General features: G+C 66.0%; 16 protein-coding genes and 3 pseudogenes. 10 read left to right on the top strand and 9 right to left on the bottom strand.

Translation table 11 applies throughout. From position 1 onward, the window contains the following. The first annotated feature begins 45 nt into the window (after nt 1-45). A complete protein-coding gene (gene ihfA, locus ACSJDS_RS11630) occupies nt 46-351 on the top strand; it encodes an integration host factor subunit alpha (RefSeq protein WP_473033416.1) in 306 nt (101 codons plus the stop codon). A 94-nt stretch (nt 352-445) separates the two neighbouring features. On the opposite strand, the gene ACSJDS_RS11635 is transcribed toward ihfA, so the two are convergent. Further along, on the bottom strand, nt 446-655 hold the full coding sequence (locus ACSJDS_RS11635) for a DUF2788 domain-containing protein (RefSeq protein WP_473033417.1): 210 nt from the start codon (nt 653-655) through the stop codon (nt 446-448). A gap of 143 nt (nt 656-798) precedes the next feature. On the opposite strand from ACSJDS_RS11635, the gene ACSJDS_RS11640 reads away from it, so the two are divergent. Together ACSJDS_RS11640 and ACSJDS_RS11645 are read left to right on the top strand one after the other, a co-directional pair. Then, nucleotides 799-1,263, top strand: a complete 465-nt coding sequence (locus ACSJDS_RS11640; RefSeq protein WP_473033418.1) for a flavodoxin domain-containing protein — start codon at nt 799-801, stop codon at nt 1,261-1,263. A 163-nt stretch (nt 1,264-1,426) separates the two neighbouring features. Continuing rightward, nucleotides 1,427-1,633 carry a hypothetical protein gene (locus tag ACSJDS_RS11645; protein WP_473033419.1) on the top strand — a complete coding sequence of 69 codons (207 nt, stop codon included), beginning with the start codon at nt 1,427-1,429 and terminating at the stop codon, nt 1,631-1,633. Nucleotides 1,634-1,805: 172 nt separating this feature from the next. Here ACSJDS_RS11645 and ppnN read toward each other — a convergent pair whose 3' ends face one another. Then, complete coding sequence (gene ppnN, locus ACSJDS_RS11650; RefSeq protein ID WP_473033420.1) at nt 1,806-3,194, bottom strand: nucleotide 5'-monophosphate nucleosidase PpnN; 1,389 nt, start codon at nt 3,192-3,194, stop codon at nt 1,806-1,808. Nucleotides 3,195-3,346: 152 nt separating this feature from the next. Here ppnN and ACSJDS_RS11655 point away from each other — a divergent pair, with 152 nt between their 5' ends. Then, nucleotides 3,347-4,261, top strand: a complete 915-nt coding sequence (locus tag ACSJDS_RS11655; protein WP_473033421.1) for a LysR family transcriptional regulator — start codon at nt 3,347-3,349, stop codon at nt 4,259-4,261. A 66-nt stretch (nt 4,262-4,327) separates the two neighbouring features. Here ACSJDS_RS11655 and gcvP read toward each other — a convergent pair. Then, a pseudogene (gcvP, locus tag ACSJDS_RS11660) lies at nt 4,328-7,221 on the bottom strand (aminomethyl-transferring glycine dehydrogenase). Between the two features lie 73 nt (nt 7,222-7,294). After that, nucleotides 7,295-7,688: pseudogene (gcvH, locus tag ACSJDS_RS11665) on the bottom strand (glycine cleavage system protein GcvH). A 528-nt stretch (nt 7,689-8,216) separates the two neighbouring features. Between gcvH and ACSJDS_RS11670 the strand changes: the two are divergent. The 3 genes and pseudogenes from ACSJDS_RS11670 (at nt 8,217) to ACSJDS_RS11680 (ending at nt 10,843) form a co-directional block, all read left to right on the top strand. Continuing rightward, nucleotides 8,217-9,623, top strand: a complete 1,407-nt coding sequence (locus ACSJDS_RS11670) for an alanine/glycine:cation symporter family protein (RefSeq protein WP_473033422.1) — start codon at nt 8,217-8,219, stop codon at nt 9,621-9,623. A gap of 190 nt (nt 9,624-9,813) precedes the next feature. Further along, nucleotides 9,814-10,550: pseudogene (locus tag ACSJDS_RS11675) on the top strand (aminomethyltransferase family protein). Beyond that, nucleotides 10,547-10,843, top strand: a complete 297-nt coding sequence (locus tag ACSJDS_RS11680) for a glycine cleavage T C-terminal barrel domain-containing protein (RefSeq protein ID WP_473033423.1) — start codon at nt 10,547-10,549, stop codon at nt 10,841-10,843. Before ACSJDS_RS11675 ends, ACSJDS_RS11680 begins: the two are co-directional and overlap by 4 nt. 277 nt (nt 10,844-11,120) lie before the next feature. Here the strand turns inward: ACSJDS_RS11680 and ACSJDS_RS11685 are convergent, their stop codons facing one another. Continuing rightward, nucleotides 11,121-11,690 (bottom strand): alpha-ketoglutarate-dependent dioxygenase AlkB family protein, encoded by a 570-nt coding sequence (locus tag ACSJDS_RS11685; protein WP_473033425.1) that lies wholly within the window; start codon nt 11,688-11,690, stop codon nt 11,121-11,123. Nucleotides 11,691-11,728: 38 nt separating this feature from the next. Beyond that, nucleotides 11,729-12,064, bottom strand: coding sequence for a murein hydrolase activator EnvC family protein (locus tag ACSJDS_RS11690; protein ID WP_473033426.1), 336 nt, complete (start codon nt 12,062-12,064; stop codon nt 11,729-11,731). Between the two features lie 356 nt (nt 12,065-12,420). On the opposite strand from ACSJDS_RS11690, the gene ACSJDS_RS11695 reads away from it, so the two are divergent. Then, nucleotides 12,421-12,612 (top strand): hypothetical protein, encoded by a 192-nt coding sequence (locus tag ACSJDS_RS11695; RefSeq protein ID WP_473033427.1) that lies wholly within the window; start codon nt 12,421-12,423, stop codon nt 12,610-12,612. Between the two features lie 35 nt (nt 12,613-12,647). Here the strand turns inward: ACSJDS_RS11695 and ACSJDS_RS11700 are convergent, their stop codons facing one another. Both ACSJDS_RS11700 and ACSJDS_RS11705 read right to left on the bottom strand, forming a co-directional pair. Continuing rightward, the gene (locus ACSJDS_RS11700; RefSeq protein ID WP_473033428.1) at nt 12,648-13,517 is read right to left on the bottom strand and encodes an acyltransferase; all 870 of its coding nucleotides are present in this window, start codon (nt 13,515-13,517) and stop codon (nt 12,648-12,650) included. Nucleotides 13,518-13,564: 47 nt separating this feature from the next. After that, nucleotides 13,565-14,518, bottom strand: coding sequence for a LysR family transcriptional regulator (locus ACSJDS_RS11705; protein WP_473035025.1), 954 nt, complete (start codon nt 14,516-14,518; stop codon nt 13,565-13,567). Between the two features lie 128 nt (nt 14,519-14,646). On the opposite strand from ACSJDS_RS11705, the gene ACSJDS_RS11710 reads away from it, so the two are divergent. Then, entirely contained in the window at nt 14,647-15,348 is a 702-nt protein-coding gene (locus tag ACSJDS_RS11710) for a CoA transferase subunit A (RefSeq protein WP_473033429.1), read from the top strand. Between the two features lie 72 nt (nt 15,349-15,420). Beyond that, nucleotides 15,421-16,086 carry a CoA transferase subunit B gene (locus ACSJDS_RS11715; RefSeq protein ID WP_473033430.1) on the top strand — a complete coding sequence of 222 codons (666 nt, stop codon included), beginning with the start codon at nt 15,421-15,423 and terminating at the stop codon, nt 16,084-16,086. A 292-nt stretch (nt 16,087-16,378) separates the two neighbouring features. On the opposite strand, the gene ACSJDS_RS11720 is transcribed toward ACSJDS_RS11715, so the two are convergent. Next, a complete protein-coding gene (locus tag ACSJDS_RS11720) occupies nt 16,379-17,080 on the bottom strand; it encodes a VOC family protein (protein ID WP_473033431.1) in 702 nt (233 codons plus the stop codon). Nucleotides 17,081-17,119: the final 39 nt, after the last annotated feature.

Raw genomic sequence — 17,119 nt, forward strand, 5'->3', positions numbered from 1 at the left:
GAAAACGCCGGCGGCGGGCTGGACCGCCACCATGAGGGAGACAACATGGGCGCGTTGACCAAAGCGGAGTTGGCCGAGCACCTCCACGCCGAGCTGGGCTTGACCAAGCGGGAAGCCAAGTCGATGGTGGAGGCCTTCTTCGAGGAGATCAGGGCCTGCCTGCGCGAGAACGAGCAGGTCAAGCTGTCTGGTTTCGGCAACTTCGATCTGCGCGATAAGCGCGAGCGGCCGGGCCGCAATCCGAAGACCGGCGAGGAGATCCCGATCTCTGCACGGCGCGTGGTCACCTTTCGTCCCGGCCAGAAGCTGAAGAGCCAGGTCGAGGCCTACGACGGCCCGCCGCCGCGCTGAACGGCGCTGCGTCAGGAGGGGCGTGCCAGCCATCGTGCACGATGGCTGGCACGCCGGGCCGGTAGAAGGGAGGGCGCGTGCCGGGGCGGTGGGGTTAGACCCCGCCGCCACGCTCGATCAGCCAGGTGATCACCACCTTGAACACATAGCCCAGGATGCCGGCGCCGAGCACCACGAACAGCATCAGGGTGCCGAACGTTCCGGCGCGGGACTTGCGTGCCAGGTCCCAGATGATAAAGCCCATGAACAGGATCAGCCCGCCGATCATGATCGGGGTGATCCAGGCTTCGAAGGTTTCCAGCATGTCATCTCCATCAGGTGAAGTCCGAGTATTGTACTCGGACTTTTCGCGAGGTGCATGGAGCGCTTGGGCGACCCAGAGCGATGCTGTCGGGCCTGCCCCGGCCATGTTAATATCCGATCAAAATACTCAGGTATAACGACGACATGCCAAAGCTGAAAATCTTCGTTGGAACCATGTATGGCGGCGCCCTCGATGTCGCCGAGCAAGTCAGCCCGCTGTTCGAATCGGCCGGCTATGAGGTGGCGATCCTCGAGCAGCCTAACCTGGAGGAGCTGGTCGATCCCTTGCCGGATCTGGCGCTGTTCTGCGTCTCTACCACCGGCAGCGGTGACTTCCCGGGCAACTTCGTGCCCCTGGCCCGGGCCCTCGACGAGCAGAGCCCAGCGCTTTCCGGCCTGCGCTACGGTCTCATCGCCCTGGGCGACAGCTCCTACGGCGAGACCTTCTGCGGGGCCGGACGGCGGCTGGACGAGATGCTTCAAGGGCTGGGGGCCAGCCGTTTGGGCGAGCGGTTGGAGGTCGATGCGATGGAGACCTTCATGGCCGATGACGCGGCGCTGCCCTGGGTGGAAGCCTGGATCGATGCCCAGCAGTTGAAGGTAGCCTGATGAAGGTGCAGCCCACCGCTGAGCGGCTCAGTATCATGCTGGGGCTGGTGGTGCTGATGATGGCCACCGTGCCGCGCTATCTGGCCGGGGGGATGACAACCGGCTCACCCTGATCCTGATGGCCGGGGCAGCGGTCGCCGCAGTCTCAGTGGCCCACTGGCGCATGCTGGAACCGTCGGAGCGGCGGCGCCTGCCGACGCTGCTTTGCCGCTTCGGTCTCTGCCTGGTGGCCGGGGCCATCCTGATGGGCGGATGGCATGCGCTGTTCACGGCCTGGATCAGCTGGCAGCTGCTGATCGCCCACGGCGCCACCCTGGGCCTGCTGCTGCACGTCCTGTGGCTCTGGTGGCGTCCGACCGCTGCCAGCTAACCGGGGCCGCCAGGGCGCCTGGCGGCGCCAGTCGCGACGGGGACCGGCGCTCCTACATACGATACATTCTAATGTAGCATCTTCAGATCGCGACAGGAGGCGCAGCCTCCCAGCGGTGTTGCGTACGGAGTCGATAGCCACCCAACACAGCCACCATTCGTAATGCCCCGCGCTACCCCAGCCGATAGCAGGGCTCGTACGCCTTGCCGGGCAGCTTCATCCGGCCCTGGGCGACGAAGGAGCCGAGCAGGTCGTCGAGCCGGGTCATCAGCTCGGGCTCGGCGTGCAGGGTAAAGGGGCCCTGGGCGGCGATGGCGCGAATCCCCTGCTCCTTGACGTTGCCCGCCACGATGCCCGAGAAGGCCCGCCGCAGGTTGGCGGCCAGCTCATGGATGGGCTGCTGGCGATGCAGGGCCAGGCCGGCCATGCTGTCGTGCGTCGGCTCGAAAGGCGCCTGGAAGTCCCGGGCGATGGTCAGGCGCCAGTTGAAGTGAAAGGCGTCCTGCTGATCGCGTCGGTAGACGGTGACCGCATCGATGCCCTTGCGCATGGTGCGTGCCACCTCGACCGGATCGTCGATGATGATCCGATACTTGGCGCGGGCCTTGTCGCCCAGGGTATAGGCCAGAAACTCGTCGATACGCCGGAAGTAGTTGGCGGCGTTGGCCGGCCCGGTGAAGATCACCGGCATCTCCATGTCGGCGTTGTCGGGGTGGAGCAGGATGCCCAGCAGGTAGAGAATCTCCTCGGCGGTCCCCACGCCGCCGGGAAAGACGATGATGCCGTGGCCGACGCGCACGAAGGCCTCCAGGCGCTTCTCGATGTCGGGCATCACCACCAGCTCGTTGACCAGCGGGTTGGGGGCCTCGGCGGCGATGATGCCGGGCTCGGAAACCCCCAGGTAGCGGCCCTCGCTGCGCCGCTGCTTGGCGTGGGCCACGTTGGCGCCCTTCATGGGCCCCTTCATGGCGCCGGGACCGCAGCCGGTGCAGATGTCGAGCTCGCGCAGCCCCAGGTGGTAGCCCACGTCCTTGGTGTATTCGTACTCCTCGCGAGTGATGGAGTGCCCGCCCCAGCACACCACCATGCTGGGATCGCGGCCGGGCTTGAGGGTGCCGGCCTTGCGCAGGATGTGAAAGACCGCGTTGGTGGTGCCTTCGCCGGTGGAGAGGTCGAAGCGCTTGTGGGTCTGAATCTCGTTGTAGACGTAGACGATATCGCGCAGCACCGAGGAGAGATGCTCGCGGATACCGCGAATCATCTTGCCGTCGACGAAGGCCTCGGCGGGCGCATTGCTGAGCTTGAGACGGATCCCGCGGTCCTGCTGCAGGACCTCGATATCGAAGTCCTTGTAGGCCTCCATCAGCTCGATGCTGTCGTCGGTCATGCTGCCGGTGCTCAGTACCGCCAGGGCGCAGCGGCGCAGGATGTCGTGCAGGCCGCTCTTGGAGGTGTCGCGCAGGCGATTCACCTCGTGCTGGGAGAGCACCTCGAGGCTGCGTAGCGGCGAGACGGTGCTGGAGACGGTCTGTGGCGACATGAGAACGGCGGTATCGGGCATTGAGGAAACGTCCGTGTCGGAGGCTAGCGGAGCAAAACGTGTGTCTTGCTGCGATGCTAACATGCCGGCGGTGAGGGCGCAGCGCTGCGTCGAGGGGGTGGGGCTGCTAGAATGGCGCCACCCGGTCCTGTCCGATCTCGCAAGCGATGCCCATGTTCAATGCCCTCTATTTTCGTACCTTCGTGACCCTCGTCGAGACCGGCAGCTTCACCCGCACTGCCCAGCGCCTGGAGATGACACAGCCCGGGGTCAGTCAGCACGTGCGCAAGCTGGAGCAGTACCTGGGCAAGTCGCTGCTGGATCGCCGCGGGCGACGCTTCTCCCTGACTGAGGCCGGTCGTCGCGCCTACGATTACGGGCTGCGGCTGTTCGCCGAGCACGAGCAGTTCCGCCACTCCCTGGATGACGAAGCCCTGGATTCCGGCGAGTGCCGAATTGCCTCGCCGGGCAGCGTGGGCCTGATGTTCTACCCCGATATCCTCGGCCAGCAGCAGATGTATCCCGGGCTCACGGTCAGCTACAGCTTCGCCTTCAGCCAGGAGATCGTTGCCGATGTGCTGGCCGGGCGCCACGATCTGGGCATCATCACCGAGCCGGTGCGCCATGCGGAACTGGATTGCACCCTGTGGCACCAGGAGCCGCTCTGTCTGGTGGTGCCGGCGGACTTTGCCGGTACCAGCCTGGCCGAACTGATGGGCATTGGCTTCATCAACTACTCCGATGGCGTCAACCACGCCGGGGCGCTGCTGCGCAGCAACTATCCTGGAGAGTTCCGCTCCATGAGCCAGTTCCGGCGGCAGGGTTTTACCAACGAGGTGGCCATGGTGCTGGACGCGGTGGCGCGGGGGCTGGGGTTCACCGTGGTGTCACGGCTGGTGCTGGAGACGTCGCCCTGGCAGCGTCAGGTCAAGGAGCTGGATCTGGCCGTCGTGGAACACGAGACCCTGCACCTGGTGACCCGCTCCGGGACCCGGGTGCCGCGCCGCTATGCGCGTTTGCTGGAGGGATTTCGCGATCAGCGCCTGCGTGAGCGTTTCGGTCACGCGGAGGGAGGTGCGCCGCTTTGATCGCCGCGGCGTTCCGCGATGCGCTGCGCCCCGCCGTCTGGCGGGGCGCAGTGCCTTCGGGGGGAATCAGTCGCGGTACTCGTCGATGCTCGGGCAGGAGCAGATGAGCTGCCGGTCCCCATGCACGTTGTCGACCCGATTCACCGCCGGCCAGACCTTGGCGGCCTTGACCGCCTCGGCGGGGAAGGCGCCAAGCTCGCGGTCATAGGGTCGCTCCCACTCGGGATCGATCAGGTCGGCCATGGTGTGGGGGGCGTGGACCAGCGGGTTGTCGTCCGCCGGCCACTCGCCGCGCTCTACCCGGGCGATCTCTTCGCGGATGCTGATCATGGCGTCGCAGAAGCGATCGATCTCGTAGCGTGACTCCGACTCGGTGGGTTCCACCATCAGCGTTCCCGGTACCGGGAAGGACATGGTGGGGGCATGGAAGCCGTAGTCCATCAAGCGCTTGGCGATATCCTCCTCGCTGATGCCGGAGGCGGCCTTGAGCGGGCGGATGTCGATGATGCACTCGTGGGCCACGGTGCCGTTGTCGCCCTTGTAGAGCACCGGGTAGTGGGCTTCGAGCCGGCGGGCGACGTAGTTAGCGTTGAGGATGGCAAGCTCCGTGGCCTCGCGCAGGCCACGCTCGCCCATCATCTTGATGTAGGCCCAGGAGATCGGCAGGATCGAGGCGGAGCCGAAAGCCGCCGCCGAGACCGCGCCGCAGTCGGCGTTGACGCCGGTGATAGGCGTCACCACATGGTTGGCGACGTAGGGCGCCAGATGGGCCTTGACGCCGATCGGTCCCATGCCCGGGCCGCCCCCGCCGTGGGGGATGCAGAAGGTCTTGTGCAGATTGAGATGGCTGACATCGCCGCCAAAATCGCCGGGGCGCGCCAGGCCCACCTGGGCATTCATGTTGGCCCCGTCGATATAGACCTGTCCCCCGTGGCGGTGGACGATCTCGCAGACCTCCCGCACATTGGTCTCGAAGACCCCGTGGGTGGAGGGGTAGGTGATCATGATCGCCGAGAGGCTGTCGCTGTGCCGTTCGGCCTTGGCGCGCAGATCGTCGATGTCGATGTTGCCGTCCTCGTCGCACTCCACCACGACTACCTTCATGTGGGCCATGGCCGCAGAGGCGGGATTGGTGCCATGGGCGGAGCTGGGGATCAGGCAGATGTCGCGGTGCCCCTGGCCCTGGGCGGCCTGATAGCGACGAATGGCCACCAGGCCGGCATATTCGCCCTGAGCCCCGGAGTTGGGCTGCATGGAGATATGCTCATAGCCCGTCACTTCGACCAGGAAGGCCGCCAGCTCGTCGATCATCTGCTTGTAACCCACCGCCTGCTCCCGGGGGGCGAAGGGGTGGATCTGGGCGAACTCCGGCCAGGTGATGGGGATCATCTCGCTGGTGGCGTTGAGCTTCATGGTGCAGGACCCCAGCGGGATCATCGCGTGAGTCAGCGAGAGATCTTTGTTCTCCAGGCGCTTGAGATAGCGCAGCATCTCGGTTTCGCTGCGGTAGCGCTGGAAGGTGGGGTGCTGAAGAAACGCGGAGCGGCGCCGGCAGGCAGCGGGGATGCCGCTCTTGCCTTCGGCGACGACCGCCTCGTCCAGGGCGGTCACCGACAGCCCGTGCTCCTCGCCCAGCAGCACGTCGAACAGGATGTCGAGATCGTGGGCGGTGGTGGTCTCGTCCAGGCTGATGCCGATGTCGCCGTTCTCGAAATAGCGCAGGTTGATCTCGTGGGTCATGGCACGACCATGGATCTTGCCGGCGTCCACGCCGGTGAGTCGCAGGGTATCGAACCAGCTGTCATGCGCCAGCGACACGCCCTTGCGGCTAAGGCCCTCGGCGAGAAGGGTGGTCAGGCGATGGATGCGCGTGGCGATGGTCGTAAGCCCCTCGGCACCGTGGTAGACGGCGTAGAAGCCGGCGATATTGGCCAGCAGGGCCTGGGCGGTGCAGATATTGGAGGTGGCCTTCTCGCGACGGATGTGCTGCTCGCGGGTCTGCATGGCCATGCGCAGGGCGGTGTTGCCGCGACTGTCCTTGGAGACGCCGATGATGCGTCCCGGGATCGAGCGCTTGAGCTTGTCGGTGGTGGCGAAATAGGCGGCATGGGGGCCGCCGTAGCCCATGGGCACGCCGAAGCGCTGGGTGTTGCCCACCACGATGTCCGCCCCCAGGGCGCCGGGCTCGGCGAGTAGCACCAGGCTCATAATGTCGGCGGCCACGCAGGTCATGATGCCCTTCTCCCGGGCGGCGTCGAGGAGCGGGGCCAGGTCGCGGACCTCGCCGCTCTGGCCGGGGTACTGGAGCAGGGCGCCGAAGACATCGTGGGCGGCGAGATCGCCGGCGGGGCCGACGACCAGCTCGAAGCCGAAGTAGTGGGCGCGGGTGCGCACCACGTCCAGAGTCTGGGGCAGGACGTCGTCGGCGACGAAGAAGGCGCGGCTCTTGGTCTTCTTGTTGGCGCGCTGACACAGCGCCATGGCCTCGGCGGCGGCGGTGGCTTCATCCAGCAGCGAGGCGTTGGCCAGCGTCATGCCGGTGAGGTCCATGACCATCTGCTGGAAGTTGAGCAGACCCTCCAGGCGACCCTGGGCGATCTCCGGCTGGTAGGGGTATAGGCGGTGTACCAGCCGGGATTCTCCAGGACGTTGCGCTGGATGACGGCCGGCACATGGGTGTTGTGGTAGCCCTGTCCGATGTAGGTCTTGAAGACCTTGTTCTGCTTGGCCAGACGCTTCAGGTAGTCGAGGGCCTCCGCCTCACTCTTCGGCGGGTCCAGGTCGAGCTCGCGGTCGAGGCGGATGTCCGCCGGCACGGTGCGCTCGATCAGAGTGGCGAGGCTGTCCAGCTCCAGCGTCGCCAGCATGGCGGCAACATCATCGGCTCCGGGGCCGTTGTGGCGTCGGATGAAGGCGTCGTGATCGGCCAGTTCGGCCAGGCGGCGATTGTCGAGAACCATGAGGCACCCTGTGCAGTGGCGGATGGAGTCGAGAGGTAGGGGTAGGCCCCGGCCCAGCGGCCGGGGCGGAACATCAGTCGTCGGCGTCGGCCACGGCCCGGTAGCCGTCCGCGTCGAGCAGTTCGTCGAGCTGCGCGGCGTCGTCGAGGCGCAGCTTCATGATCCAGCCCCCCTCGTAGGGCGCTTCATTGACGGTTTCCGGGGCGTCTTCCAGCGCCTCGTTGACCTCGATGATCTCGCCGGCCAGGGGGGCGTAAAGATCCGAAGCGGCCTTGACGGACTCGATCACGCCGAATTCATCGCCCTTTTCCAGGCTGCGACCCGACTTCCGGCAGTTCGACGAAGACCACGTCGCCCAGGGCCTGCTGGGCGTGATCGCTGATGCCGATGGTGACGGTGCCGTCGCCGTTGTCCAGCACCCATTCGTGGCTGTCGTTGTAGCGCAGGTTGGCAGGAATCGTGCTCATAGTGATTTCCTATACGAAAAAGGTTTTCTGACCGGGGAGATGCTAACGCCATTGGCGGCATTTGGCGAGCCTGGGTATGTCATCCAGGGGCAGATGCCGCTGCCTGGCGCCTTCAGGGTGGCCTGCTTGCTCGCTGTCGTCCAGTCGGTCTTCCGCCACCCGCTCGCCGGACAGGCGATATTCGACAGCTTGGCCGGCCCTCACTAGGCTAAAGGCGTGCTGCAGCGCCAGGACTCTCTCGCGCTCCGTCGGGACGAGCCGCCCGGTACTCTTGGTGCCTGCGTGTTTCCGATAAGAAACCCTGGGCTCGCCGAGGCGGCCGGCTAGGCGGGCGTAGCGGGGCAGGTCGCCTTTTGCCGGGCTGGCGTATGAATGGTGGTTTCCGCTATGGTACGCCGGTTCGCCATGGCGATCATGTGCTAATGCCGCGTCACAGCATGACAAAGTCCCGAGCCAGGGGTGTCTGCCGTTGATCTGTGGCACCGGCGGGCATAACAAAAAGTGCAAGACAACCTGAGGGAGACGTTCGTGGAAACCTTGACATCGATCTTTACCGCCATCAACAGCGTGGTCTGGGGCCCGTTGATGCTGATCCTGCTGCTTGGGGTGGGGCTTTATCTCCAGCTGGGTCTGAAGCTGATGCCGATCCGCAAGCTGGGGACCGGCTTCAAGCTGATGTGGCAGGGACGTGACGCCGAACCGGCCCCGGGCGTCAAGAAGACCAAGGAAGAGGAAGGGGAGATCTCCCCCTTCAACGCCCTGATGACGGCGCTTTCCGCCACCATCGGGACGGGCAACATCGCCGGTGTGGCCACGGCCATCGCCCTGGGGGGGCCCGGCGCGGTGTTCTGGATGTGGATCACGGCGCTGGTAGGCATGGCCACCAAGTTCGCCGAGGCGGTGCTGGCCGTGCGCTACCGGGAAACCGACAGCACCGGCTACCATATCGGCGGGCCGATGTTCTATATCAAGAACGGCCTGGGCAAGAAGTGGCTGTGGCTGGGGGGCGCCTTCGCCTTCTTCGGCGCGGTGGCCGCCTTCGGTATCGGCAACACCGTGCAGTCCAACTCGGTGGCCGATGCCCTGGATTCCACCTTCAACATTCCCCACTGGCTCACCGGGGTGGTGATCATGGTGCTCGCCGGTGCGGTGATCCTGGGCGGGATCAAGCGTATCGCCAAGGTGGCCGGCAAGCTGGTGCCGGTCATGGGGATCGCCTACATCGTCGCCGGGCTGCTGGTGCTGGTCGTCAACGCCGGTCAGATCGGTGAGGCGTTCGGCATGATCTTCTACTACGCCTTCAATCCCCATGCGGCGGTTGGCGGTTTCGCCGGGGCGGCGGTGATGGCGGCGATTCGCTTCGGCGTCGCGCGCGGCATCTTCTCCAACGAGGCGGGGCTGGGCAGCGCCCCCATCGCCCACGCGGCGGCCAAGACCAAGAACCCGGTGCGCCAGGGCATGATCGCCATGCTCGGTACCTTCATCGATACCATCATCGTCTGCACCATCACCGCGCTGGTGATCCTGACCTCGACGGTGTGGATCGAAGGTGAAGCCGGTGCCTCGCTGACGGCGCTCTCCTTCGATGCGGCGCTGCCCGGCTTCGGTAACCAGATCGTCTCGGTGGCGCTGGCCATCTTCGCCTTTACCACCATTCTCGGCTGGTCCTTCTACGGCGAGAAGTGCTTCCAGTTCCTGTTCGGGACCCGCTCGATCATGCTCTACCGCGTGCTGTTCGTGGTCGCCATCCCGCTGGGTGCCATGGCCAACCTGGGCTTCATCTGGCTGATGGCAGATACCTTCAACGCGATGATGGCGATTCCCAACCTGATCGCCCTGGCCCTGCTGTCGCCGGTGGTGTTCAAGGTCACCAAGGACTACTTCGACGGCAAGGAGGTGCTGCCGGGCGAGGACCTCGACCACAGCAAGAGCTGATTGACGGCGACGTCTTCGGGGTGCCCTGTGGAGCACCCCGCTGCGTTGGGCCCCGTCGGTCTCAGCGCCCGTCGCGGCCGTGAACGCAACATCAGATGAGGAAACCCCTATGAGCGATCTCAAGCATACGCCGCTTAATGCCTTGCACCGGGAGCTCGGCGCCAAGATGGTGCCCTTCGCCGGCTATGACATGCCGGTTCAGTACCCGCTCGGGGTCAAGAAGGAGCATGAGCACACCCGGACCGCCTGCGGTCTCTTCGATGTCTCCCACATGGGACAGGTCCTCTTGCGGGGGCCGCGTCCCGCCCAGGCGCTGGAGACGCTGGTACCGGCCGATATCGTCGGCCTGCCTGCCGGTATGCAGCGCTATGCGCTGTTTACCGGGCAGGAGGGGGAATCCTCGATGACCTCATGGTGGCCAATGTCGGCGACCATCTGCATCTGGTGGTCAATGCGGCCTGCAAGGATCAAGACGTAGCGCTGCTGGAGACCGGCCTGGATGTCGAGCACAGTATCGAGGTGCTCGACCGCGGCCTGCTGGCCCTGCAGGGCCCCCAGGCCGCAGCGGTCATGCAGCGGCTCTGCCCGGCGGCCTGCGAGATGGTCTTTATGCAGCACGGGCGCTTCGAGATTGACGATATTCCGGTGTGGGTGAGCCGCAGCGGCTATACTGGCGAGGATGGCTTCGAGATCTCGGTGCCGGCCGATCACGCCGAGACGCTGGCTCGCCGGCTGTTAGCGGAAGAGGAGGTCGAGGCGATTGGCCTGGGCGCCCGGGATTCGCTGCGACTGGAGGCGGGGCTCTGTCTCTACGGCCACGATATCGACACCGAGACCACGCCGGTCGAGGCCGGGTTGATCTGGGCCATCGGCAAGCCGCGCCGGCGCGGCGGCGAGCGGGCGGGCGGCTTCCCGGGGCCGACGTGATCCTGCATCAGGTCGAGGTCAAGGATCACCGCCGCAAGCGCGTGGGCCTGCTCGGGGAGGGGCGGGCGCCGGTTCGCGAGGGCACGGCGCTGTTCGGTGCCGATGACCAGCGTATCGGCACCGTCACCTCCGGCGGTTTCGGCCCCAGCGTCGGCAGGCCGGTGGCCATGGGCTACGTGGACATCGAGCAGGCCGAGGTCGGGACCACGGTCTACGCCGAGGTCCGCGGCAAGCGGCTGCCGATGATCGTCAGCAAGATGCCCTTCGTGACGCCCGGCTACTATCGCGGCTAAACATATGGCTCTTCGCATTTTAGCGTGAACATGTTTGGCAAGCTTCAAGGTGGGAGGTGGGAGGCCCGCTCTGCCGGCGGTTCGACGCTTCGACGAAGGCGCCGCAGGCGCTCCATGGGTAGCGCTGCGCGCTACTTCGCGAGCTGAAGTCGAGGCGTCGAACCGTCCCTCCCACAGATCCTGTTCACGTCAGTATGCGATGAACTTTATCCTTCCGACCCCCAGCGGGTAGCTCCTCCGGCGCCCCCGGCTCATCATGAGTCGGGGTGCCGTTGGTTCATGAGGGCCGGATAAGCCGAAAGGTCAGGCTGATGCGCAGCCCCTGGCAGCGCCGTGGCAGCAGGGCGTGCTGCAGCTGGTGCTGCACCCCAGACCCCATCAGCAGCAGGCTGTCGTGGGGCAAGGGGACGTTGAACGCTTCCCGCGAGCGATCCTTCCAGCGGAAGCGCAGCGGACGCTCCGCCCCCAGGCTCACCGCCGCGATCAGCGGGTCGGGGCCTAGCTCCGGTTCGTCATCGCTGTGCCAGCCCATGCGCTGCTCTCCGTCAGCATAGCGGTTGAGCAGCACGCTGTTGAACTCGGCCGCCATGCCGCGGGCCGCCAGGCGGGCGATGACGGCGTCACGGATAGCGGCCACCGTGGGATGCCAGGGCTCGGGGCTGAACCCTTGGCCTGAGTAGCGATAGCGAGCGTCGCGATCGCCCATCCATACCTGGCGGCGCGGGATCGGATGCTCGCGTCCGAACAGCCGCAGCCGGGGCTGCTGCCACGCCAGCTCGGCATTCAGACGGGCCAGGGCCTCGCTGGCCCGCGGCCCGCCGAGCAGGTCATCGAAGCGGCGCAGCACGGGCGAAGCGTTGAGCAGGGTGTCCGGTGGGGCATGGGTTAACGAAGCACGCGCTGCGGATCGATGGGCTTGCCGCCCTGGCGGATATCGAACAGGAGGTCGTGACGCTCGGTGGCGTTGCTCAAGCCCACCTCGCACAGCGGCGTGCCCTGGCTGACCCTGGTGCCGTCCTGCACCAGCAGCGCGTCGCACAGGGCATAGACGCTCTGCAGGTTGTCGCTGTGATGCACGATCACCACCCGTCCGAGCTGGCGCATGCTGCCGGCGAAGCGCACGTCGCCGTCGGCCACGGCCTTGGCCTTGGCGCCGTTGCCGGTGGCCAGCAGCATGGGCTGCAGGGTGCCGCGGCTGTCGGTGCCGAAGGAGCGCACCACCCGGTAGTCGTCCAGGGGCCAGGGCCAGTTGCCCGCCGAGGCGGGCAGGGCACCGTTGCTGCCAGAGGGCGATGATGCCGATGAAGTCGACGAGGCGCGCGACGACCCGCTGGCCGCGCTGCGGCGAGCCCCCCGCTGCTCGAAGAGGGGCGGCTCGCCGTTGCCGATGCCGCGGCGCCACTGCCGCGCAGCGGCACCTGGATCACCTGCCCGACCCTGAGCTGGGTGGGCTGGGTGCCGGGGTTGGCGGACTGGATGCGCGATGCCGTGGTGTTGAAGCGCCGGGCGATGCCGGAGTAGGTGTCGCCGGGACGCACCTGGTAGCGATAGGGGCCGCCGGAAGGCGCACGCTCCTGGTGAGTCGGCACCAGCAGGCGTTGGCCCACCGCCAGGCGGCGGGCATCGACGCCGGGGTTGAAGCGCTCCAGGCGGGCCAGGGGTACGTCGGCTCTGGCAGCGATGGCGCCCAGCGTATCGCCGCGCTGCACGGTGATCCAGTGGCCGGCGATGCCGGGGTCGCCGCTGCGCTGCACCTCGCCGCCCGATGAGGCACAGGCGGCCAACGTCAGCAGCATCAGCAGGGTCAGCGTGAATCGAGGGCCGCGTCCTTTTCCTGCCACAGGGCGTTGAGCCATGAGTGGAAGCGCTCCTTGTAGTCCGGGTCGTCTTGATAGTCGCCTTCCAGCATCCACGCGGGGACCGGCAGGCGCCTCGCCTCGAACCTGGCGGCGCCCTCGCGGCCGCACAGGAAGTCCCAGAAGCTGGGCGAGGGGTTCTGGTAGCTCAGGGTGACGTCGATGATGCCGCTCAGGCGGTCTCCCAGCAGGTTGACCACCTGGGCGATGCCGCCGGCCCGGGGTTGGAGCAGGTGGCGATAGGGAGAGCCCTGGGCGCGATGCTTGGCGGGGGTGAAGCGCGTTCCCTCGACGAAGTTGTAGATGGCGATGGGCCGCTCGCGGGCGTGCCGGCACATGCGCTCGGTGGCTTGCTGGTCGCGTCGCGCCAGATGCGGGTGACGCTCACGCTGCTCCCGGCTCATGCGGCGCAGCATGGGGAATTCCAGGGCCCAGAACGCCAGCCCGACGATCGGCACCCAGATCAGCTGGCGCTTGACGAAGAAGTGCGGCATGGGGATGCGCCGGTGAAGGGCCAGAAACAGCATGAAGATATCGGTCCAGCTGCGATGATTGGAGAGCACCAGCCACCACCGGTCGCGCGACAGTCCCTCCGGCAAGCGAACATCCAGCTGGGGATTGAGCCAGTGCCGCATCCACCACAGGTTGATGCCGATCCAGTTGAGCGCCACGGCGTTGAGGCCCCTGAGCACCAGCCGACGCAGCCGGCGTCCGGGGGTGATCAGCTTGACCAGGGTCAGGGCGATAAGGGGGATGCCCCAGCCCAGCGTGGTGATGATCATCAGCAGGATGCTGACGAGCCCCTTGAGGGTCGACATGCCGCTCTCCTTCAGCGGGTGATAACGGTAGGTGCCAGTGGATCATGCTAATGGATCGCGGCGGGGCTGCCCAGCGGTTGTGCATGCCCGTCCTCAGGGGGAGCGGGCGCGACCGGTTCTGCGGCCAGGGTGCTCTGGAGTACCTCGTGCAGCGCCCGGGCGGCGACCGAGAGCTCCTGTCCGGCGCTGATGACCACGCCCACCGTGCGGCGGATCTGCGGGTCGCGCAGCGGCAGGCAGCGGGCCCCCAGCTCCTGCATTTGGGCATGGCACAGGGCCGGTACCGCACTGACGCCCAGCCCGCTGGCAACCATGTGACCGACGGTGGCCAGCTGATGACTCTCGAAGGCGACCGGCAGCTCGGAGTAGCGGCGACCCAGCGCCTGTTCGAGCAGGATGCGCACCATGGATGGGCGCTGCAGGGTGATGAAGTCGTAGCGCAGTAATGCCGGCCAATGCACCTCCTCGGCCTCGGCGAGGGGAGAATCGCGGGGCACCACGGCCACGAAGGTGTCCTCGAAGAGCGGCAGGAAATCGATGCCTTCGCGCGTTTCCGGCTCGAAGGCGATGCCGAGCTCGACCTGTTGGCGACGCACCATGTCGATGACCTGCTCGTTGATCACATCGTGCACCGTCACGTTGACGCGCGGGAAGCGCTCGCGAAAGACGCGCAGGGCCGGCGGCAGTCGGTTGCAGGCGAAGGAGGGCATGGCCGCCACGGCGACACGACCCAGCTGCAGGGTAAAGCGCTGACGCAGCAGCTCCTCGGCGTTGTCCCAGTCGGCCAGCAGCCGCTTGGCCAGCGGCAGCAGGGTCTCGCCTTCCGGGGTCAGGCGCACGCTGCGGGTGCTGCGGATCAGCAGCGGTCCGCCAAGACTCTCCTCCAGCCCCTTGATGGCCAGGCTTAGCGCCGGTTGCGACAGGTGCAGCCGTTCGCAGGCCTGAGTGAAGCTCAGCGTCTGGGAAACGGCGAGGAAGGCGCGCAGCTGCTTGGCGGTCATGCTCATGGATTATTTATTTGCCAATCCGATTAATTGATAAAAAAAACAAACTTAACAAATATATTGGCCGAGTCAACACTGAAAGCGTATCGTCATTCATCCATCCCACAACAAAACGAGGCTTTGCGATGGCCGGATTCGACAAGCGCGTCTACTCCTACGAAGAGGCAATGGCTGGCATCGAGAGCGGCATGACCGTGATTGCCGGGGGCTTCGGGCTGTGCGGTATTCCCGAGAACCTGATTGCCGAGATCAAGCGCCGCGGCGTCTCCGATCTGACCGTGATTTCCAACAACTGCGGCGTCGATGGGTTCGGCCTGGGGCTGCTGCTGGAAGATCGCCAGATCAGCAAGATCTATGCCTCCTACGTCGGCGAGAACGCCCTGTTCGAGCAGCAGATGCTCAACGACGAAATCGAGGTCGTGCTCACTCCCCAGGGCACCCTGGCCGAGAAGATGCGCGCCGGCGGCGCCGGTATTCCGGCCTTCTACACCGCCACCGGCTATGGCACGCCGATTGGCGAAGGCAAGGAGGTGCGCGAGTTCAACGGTCGCCACTATATTCTTGAAGAGGCCATGACCGGCGATTTCGCCATCGTCAAGGGCTGGAAAGCCGACCGCTACGGCAACGTGATGTATCGCCATACCGCGCAAAACTTCAACCCCATGGCAGCGACCGCCGGCAAGATCACCGTGGTCGAGGTCGAGGAGATTGTCGAGCCGGGGGAGCTGGAACCTAGCCAGATCCATACCCCGGGCATCTACGTGGACCGTATCATCCAGGGCTCCTTCGAGAAGCGCATCGAGAAGCGCACCGTGCGCGAGAGCTGAGCGTACGGCACGGCTTCCTGACGGCCGGCCTTCGATGCCGGCGCTTCTCAACCGAACACAAGAGGCAACAAGATGGCACTGACTCGCGAACAGATGGCTCAGCGCGTGGCGCGTGAACTCCAGGACGGCTTCTACGTCAACCTGGGTATCGGCATCCCCACCCTGGTGGCCAACTACATTCCCGATGGCATGGATGTCATGCTCCAGTCCGAGAACGGCCTGCTGGGCATGGGACGCTTTCCCACCGAAGACGAAGTCGATCCGGACATGATCAACGCCGGCAAGCAGACCGTGACCGCGCGTCCCGGGGCGGCGATCTTCTCCTCGGCGGAATCCTTCGCCATGATCCGTGGCGGTCATGTCGACCTGACGGTGCTTGGCGCCTTCGAGATCGACCAGCACGGCAACATCGCCTCCTGGATGATTCCCGGCAAGCTGATCAAGGGCATGGGCGGTGCCATGGACCTGGTGGCCGGCGCCGAGAATATCATCTGCACCATGACCCACGCCTCCAAGCACGGTGAGTCCAAGCTGCTCGAGCAGTGCACGCTGCCGCTGACCGGTGCCGGCTGCATCAATCGGGTGCTCACCGATCTGGCCTATCTCGAGATCGAGAACGGCGCCTTCATCCTCAAGGAGCGGGCGCCGGGCGTATCTGTCGAAGAGATCGTCGAGAAGACCGCCGGCAAGCTGGTGGTCCCCGAGCATGTGCCGGAGATGACCTTCGATACTGTCTGATGGCGAGAGGTCAAGGCAGTCACGAGACCCGGGCGTCCAGCGCCCGGGTCTTCATGTTAACGTGATGAAAAATTGACCGGCCTGATCGCCATCCCGGCAGGCTCTCGTCAGAGGCGCGTTACCCCGGCGTCTTGCACAACGTTATCCACAGAATCTGTGGATAACCGCAGGAGGTGCTCAGCAAACATCCGTGAGATCCCTCGCCCCATCGACTCGGGCGGGAGCCGTCACGCGATCTCGCAGCGCGTGTGGTGGGGCAGCAGCAGCTCGACCGCCCGCTCGTGGTCATGGCTCAGGCACTTCTGGACGAGCGCCAGGCCGCCCAGATCGATGCGGTGCTCGTGACCCTGGGCGAAGGCCAGGCGGCGTGAGCAGGTGGGGTAGAAGCTGTAGTCGAGCAGCGGCGAGATCGGAAAGATGCCGTGATGCCGGTCCGGGTTGCCCGCAGCCCGGCCTGGGCGAGACCGGCATCGAGGGTCGCCAGGTCGCTGCCGAGGCGCTCACAGTCGAAGCCGGCATGGTGCATGCTGGGGCCCATGACCGCCAGCCAGCCGGCCAGGGGGTGGGCGTTGCATAGCGTCTGGTAGGTGGCCCAGTCGGGCATCGGCCAGGGGCGGCCGCGGCACAGAAGGTTCTGGCCGCGCCGGTCCTGAGGATGCGTCTGCGATACCAGCTGGGTCAGCTGGTCGCGCGGTTGACGCGAGAGGGTACCCAGCTGCAGTTCGGCCAGCACCAGCCAGGCACCGTCATCCGGCGGCATCAGCAGGGTGACCAGCAGGCCGCGGTCGGCCATGGCATAGTGATGCATGGGGCGATAGCCGATATGGCCCAGGGTCGGTACCAGCTCGGCGGCCGAGAAGGGGCTCTGATTCAGGGTCAGCAGCGCCAGGTACTCCGCCGGGGCATTCGTGGGCCACAGGCGCAGGGCGCCGACATCCGGATGCTGATGGATGTAGTCGAGCCATAGCTGCTGGACAAATTCTTCCCGTTGCATCGTCCCCGTCCCTCTGTCCTGATGCCCCCTGTCGTCACG

Source organism: Halomonas sp. SL18_1, from assembly GCF_055755715.1.

What these genes read in the sequence shown, in the direction of transcription:
- ACSJDS_RS11655 (WP_473033421.1), top strand. Translation starts at nt 3,347, where the DNA reads ATGTTCAATGCCCTCTATTTTCGTACCTTCGTGACCCTCGTCGAGACC.
- ACSJDS_RS11720 (WP_473033431.1), bottom strand. Translation starts at nt 17,080, where the DNA reads ATGCAACGGGAAGAATTTGTCCAGCAGCTATGGCTCGACTACATCCAT.
- ACSJDS_RS11640 (WP_473033418.1), top strand. Translation starts at nt 799, where the DNA reads ATGCCAAAGCTGAAAATCTTCGTTGGAACCATGTATGGCGGCGCCCTC.
- ACSJDS_RS11645 (WP_473033419.1), top strand. Translation starts at nt 1,427, where the DNA reads ATGCTGGAACCGTCGGAGCGGCGGCGCCTGCCGACGCTGCTTTGCCGC.
- ACSJDS_RS11700 (WP_473033428.1), bottom strand. Translation starts at nt 13,517, where the DNA reads ATGTCGACCCTCAAGGGGCTCGTCAGCATCCTGCTGATGATCATCACC.
- ihfA (WP_473033416.1), top strand. Translation starts at nt 46, where the DNA reads ATGGGCGCGTTGACCAAAGCGGAGTTGGCCGAGCACCTCCACGCCGAG.
- ppnN (WP_473033420.1), bottom strand. Translation starts at nt 3,194, where the DNA reads ATGCCCGATACCGCCGTTCTCATGTCGCCACAGACCGTCTCCAGCACC.
- ACSJDS_RS11705 (WP_473035025.1), bottom strand. Translation starts at nt 14,518, where the DNA reads ATGACCGCCAAGCAGCTGCGCGCCTTCCTCGCCGTTTCCCAGACGCTG.
- ACSJDS_RS11715 (WP_473033430.1), top strand. Translation starts at nt 15,421, where the DNA reads ATGGCACTGACTCGCGAACAGATGGCTCAGCGCGTGGCGCGTGAACTC.
- ACSJDS_RS11710 (WP_473033429.1), top strand. Translation starts at nt 14,647, where the DNA reads ATGGCCGGATTCGACAAGCGCGTCTACTCCTACGAAGAGGCAATGGCT.
- ACSJDS_RS11635 (WP_473033417.1), bottom strand. Translation starts at nt 655, where the DNA reads ATGCTGGAAACCTTCGAAGCCTGGATCACCCCGATCATGATCGGCGGG.